The sequence below is a fragment of the Pararhodospirillum oryzae genome (assembly GCF_007992075.1).
Taxonomy (GTDB): domain Bacteria; phylum Pseudomonadota; class Alphaproteobacteria; order Rhodospirillales; family Rhodospirillaceae; genus Pararhodospirillum; species Pararhodospirillum oryzae.
Map to the genome: position 1 here is coordinate 1 of NZ_BJZO01000155.1, position 3228 is coordinate 3228.

General features: G+C 69.9%; 3 protein-coding genes. 1 reads left to right on the forward strand and 2 read right to left on the reverse strand.

What is annotated here, in order from left to right; translation table 11 throughout:
* Positions 1-238 precede the first annotated feature (238 nt).
* The gene (locus ROR02_RS16130) at positions 239-541 is read right to left on the reverse strand and encodes a type II toxin-antitoxin system TacA family antitoxin (RefSeq protein WP_147165064.1); all 303 of its coding nucleotides are present in this window, start codon (positions 539-541) and stop codon (positions 239-241) included.
* Positions 542-678: 137 nt separating this feature from the next.
* Complete coding sequence (locus ROR02_RS16135; RefSeq protein ID WP_147165065.1) at positions 679-1317, reverse strand: acyloxyacyl hydrolase; 639 nt, start codon at positions 1315-1317, stop codon at positions 679-681.
* Positions 1318-1517: 200 nt separating this feature from the next.
* Here ROR02_RS16135 and ROR02_RS16140 point away from each other — a divergent pair, with 200 nt between their 5' ends.
* Positions 1518-3137, forward strand: a complete 1620-nt coding sequence (locus tag ROR02_RS16140) for an ABC transporter substrate-binding protein (protein WP_147165066.1) — start codon at positions 1518-1520, stop codon at positions 3135-3137.
* The last annotated feature ends 91 nt before the right edge of the window (positions 3138-3228 follow it).

A 3228-nucleotide genomic window follows, 5' to 3' on the forward strand; every position in this document is an offset into this window, starting at 1 on the left:
TAAGCGCGTCCGGCAGATCCGGAAGCCGGATGGCCGTCGAGGAGAGGGTGTAATACCCGGCGATCCGCCCATCCGTCAGGACGAGCACGAAGGGCGCCGCCACTCTTTTTCTGGCATCCTGTCCGGCCTGGACCCGAAAATACCGGTCGAGTGGCCCGACACCGCTTTCAAATCCGGATCGATCGTGTTGCCTGCCCAGAGCCTCGATTCGCAAGATACCCTCAGCGTCCCCCACCGGTCAGACGCCTGTTTTCTCGCGATAGCGGCGAACGGTATCCCGAAGCCTTTCGTTGACCGGCCGGGGCTCGACCAGGGCCTGAACGAAGGCCTGGCCGTCACGCACCGAAAGATCCAGGGACTGATGTTCTTCAACGACGCGGCGCGCCGCGTCTTGCACACTGGTCAGAACGAAATCCGGCACCGTGCGCCCCTGAAGCGCGGCGGCGTGCTCGATGAGCCGCTTCTGATCGACGCTCACGGGTGTTTCAAGGCGTTCTCCACGCACGCGTCCGGGCATCGACCTTTTTGCCGAATCAGCCATGGGGGCCTCCCTTCTTCTGGGAAAAGGTGCGGCCAACGGCCGGGACAATCAAGGGGGAGAGGGGGAACGCCCCCTCCCGCCCACGGATTCATCCCGGCGGAGGCGGGAGGCCGATTGTCGATCGATGCCCCTCGGGCTCAGCGCCCCACGAAGTACTGAATGGGCAGCGAGACGTTCAAGGTGGCTTCCTCGACCCCCGGGTTGGAATCCCCCAACTCGGCGTTGGACAAGTGATGGAAGGCGGCGCCGATGCGCAGGCCGTCGTCGAAGCGCCACGCGGCTTCCAGGCCGGTGCGGAACTCCAGGGGCAGGCCCAGGTCGCGGCCGTCGCCTTGCTGGTACCAGCCGAGCGCGGCGCTGGGCGAGACGATCAGGTGCTGGCCGAAGCGCACGTCGGCCATCAGGCCCCCATACAAATACGTGGATCCGCGCGAGGTGACCTCGATCCCGGCCAGGGGATGGGCGATCCAGGCGTAATAGCTGGGGCGGTATTCGAACCGGAACAGCGCCGGCATCAGGTCGCCGTCGGGCTCGTTGTCGTGCCAGACGTTGTTGAGGCCGGCCCCGAAGGTCAGCAAATCAACCTCGCGCGGCATGGTGTCGGAGCCGATGGCGTTGCCGCGCACCATGTCGCCCACCGCGCCCGCCGCCAGCAGGGCCGCCGAGGAAATCCAGATCACGTTGAACGCCGGATCGGCCCGCGCCGTCCGTTCCGTTCCCGGCGCCATCACCAGCGCCACCCCCAATGCCACGGCCGTCAGAACCCGAGCACGCATGTTGTTTCCCTTCCCCAGCCCGGTTGCGGGCTCACGATACCGACAGACGGCGGGCTTTTCCAGTCCCTCCCCCGCGCGAGGAGCCCCCAGGATGCCTCGGGGCATTGAGACCCCGCGCGGGCGGCGGTAGTGTGGGGATCGGGCCGCACGTGGCCCCCAGTCCAGGTTCCGACGAGGTTCCCCGCCTGAAGGACATGTCCATGCCCCGCCCCCGCGCCCGTTTTTCGCGCCCGCCCCGGGCCCTCCTCCTGGCCCTTGTCGTGGTTCTGGCGACCCTTGGCGCGGTGCTGACGCCGGCCCGAGCCCTTGAATTTCGCTGGAGCGCCCCGGAAAGCCTGCCGACCCTGGACCCGCACGCCCTGCCCGGCCTCGATCAGCAAGGCCTGATCGGCGCCTTGTACGAAGGCCTGACCCGGCGCGGGCCCACCTTGGCCCTGGAACCCGGGCTGGCCACCGGCTGGCAGCCGATCGGCGAGACCCGCTGGCGCTTTTCCCTGCGCGCCGGCGTGCGTTTTCATGACGGCACGCCGTTCAGGGCCGACGACGTGGTGGCCTCGCTGGAACGGGCCCGGGCCCGCACCGGACCTTCCCAACTCGCCGACCTGCTGGCGTCGGTGCGACGGGTGCGGCGCATCGACGACCGCACCGTGGACCTGTTCACCACCACCCCCACCCCCGACCTGCCCGAGCGCCTGGCCCTGGTGCCCATCCTGCCCCACGACTGGGCGGGCCGGCCGGCGGACGCCTTGCGCACCCAGGCCAACGGCACCGGCCCGTTCAAGCTGGAGTCGTTCACCCCCAACGGCCCGTTGTCCCTGGTGGCCAATCCGCTGTGGTGGGACCGGCTGGATCCGTCGCTCAGCCGCGCGACCTTGTATCCGGCCGCCAGCGCCGAAACCCGCCTGCGTTTCCTGACCGAGGACCGGGTGGACGTGGCGCTTGACCTGCCGCCCGCCGAGTGGGGCACGCTGGAACGCAAGCCGGGACTGGTGGCGCTGCGCGCGACCGGCGCGCGCACCTTGTTCCTGGGCATGGATCAGGTCAGCCCCACGCTTCGTTTTGGCCGCGCGACCGGCAATCCCTTCCAGGACCGGCGGGTGCGCGAGGCCCTGATGCGGGCCCTCGACATCGACGCCTTGAACAAGAGCGTGTATGCCGGGCTGGCCACCCCGGCCGCCCTGATGACCTCGCCCGCCGTGGCCGGATTCCCCGACGCGCTCAACGTCCGCCCGGCCCACGACCTGGCCCGTGCCCGCGCCCTGATGGCCGAGGCGGGGCTGGCGGGGGGCTTTTCCGTGACCCTGGATTGCCCCAGCGGGCGCTATCCCCAAGACGAAGCCCTGTGCGCCGGCGTGGCCCGCGCCCTGGGCACCGTGGGCGTGCGGGTCAGCGTGCGCGCGCTTGCCGGCGACGCTTATTTCGACCGGGTCTTGAAGCGCGAAACCAGTTTCTATCTGCTGGGCTGGCAGCCCGCCACCTTGGAAATCACCAGCACCTTGAAGGCGCTGGCCGCCTGCCCGTCGGAGGAACGTCCGGGCGTGGCCGCCGCCCCCGGCCCTGGCGCGCTGAACATCGGGGGGGCTTGCGACGAGGAAGCCCACCGCCTGATCTTGCGCCTGGGTGCGACCCTCGACACCCCCCAGCGCCATTCCCTGGCCGCCCGCGCCCTGCTGCGGCTGCGCGACGCCATTGTCGTGCTGCCCCTGGTCCAGCAACCCGTTCTGTGGGGCACCCGCGACCGCGTCACCTTGGCCCAGCGCGCCGACGGCGTTCTAGACCTGCGCTTCATCACCCTCGATCCCGGCCGCGCCGTGCAGTAGGGAAGATGGGGTTTGGGGACGGCAGTCCCCACCAGGGTCCTGACCCTGACCCTCCCCCTCCCTCTCCCTCTCCCTCCCCCTCCCTCCCCCC

Coding starts and splice junctions, on each gene's coding strand:
- ROR02_RS16130 (WP_147165064.1), bottom strand. CDS start 541: ATGGCTGATTCGGCAAAAAGGTCGATGCCCGGACGCGTGCGTGGAGAA.
- ROR02_RS16135 (WP_147165065.1), bottom strand. CDS start 1,317: ATGCGTGCTCGGGTTCTGACGGCCGTGGCATTGGGGGTGGCGCTGGTG.
- ROR02_RS16140 (WP_147165066.1), top strand. CDS start 1,518: ATGCCCCGCCCCCGCGCCCGTTTTTCGCGCCCGCCCCGGGCCCTCCTC.